We start from the raw sequence: 723 nt of genomic DNA on the forward strand, positions 1-723 counted from the left end.
CGGTTGGGTGATGGGTGTCCTTGTGGGGACGTTTGTGGGCGGCGGGGGCCGGGCCGTCGGCCAGGGCGCCGCCGTCGGCGTTCATCAGCAGTGGAACGACCCCCAGCAGCGGAGCCGCCGTCAGCAGGACGAGTCCCCTCGTGCCGACGCGCTCTCTCGCCTTCCGGAACAATGTGGCCCCCTGACCTGCGGATTTTTCCTTGACGAGGTCTGTTGTAGCGAGTGGGAGGCCATTGCGCTAGCGCTACGTCGGCGTGTCGTCACTGATAGTGATGTGCGTGAATGCCATGCGAACAAAAGGGCACAGGCTGTTGAATCGGACGTGACCTGATCTCCGAGCATGGAGTTGAGATGGCTCTCTTCGGCGTCGATTACGCGTGGGGACGCCCGGGCGTGGCCGCGCTGAAGCGCGCCGGGGTGAAGTTCGTGTGCCGTTATCTTTCGCATGACACCACCGGGAAGAACCTGACCCGCGCGGAGGCGGACGAGCTGTCCGGTGCGGGCCTGTGGCTGGTGGTCGTGTGGGAGTCGGCCGCGTCGCGGGCGCTGGCGGGGCGGGACGCCGGGGAGGCGGACGCGAAGGACGCCGCCGGCCAGGCGGCCTCGCTCGGCATGCCGGACGGGCGGCCGATCTACTTCGCGGTCGACTTCGACGCGACCGAGGAGCAGCAGGGGGCCATCAACGCCTACCTGGACGGCGCCGCGTCCGTCATCGGGCGGGAG

The 723-nt window shown here is 68.6% G+C and carries 1 protein-coding gene; it reads left to right on the forward strand.

Translation table 11 applies throughout. The annotated features are described in order from the left end of the window. Window positions 1–351: 351 nt before the first annotated feature. The coding region (locus E1298_RS47390) for a DUF1906 domain-containing protein (RefSeq protein WP_131903916.1) at window positions 352–723 on the forward strand (372 nt) is incomplete at its 3' end.

This window comes from Actinomadura rubrisoli, assembly GCF_004349215.1.
GTDB classification, from domain to species: domain Bacteria; phylum Actinomycetota; class Actinomycetes; order Streptosporangiales; family Streptosporangiaceae; genus Spirillospora; species Spirillospora rubrisoli.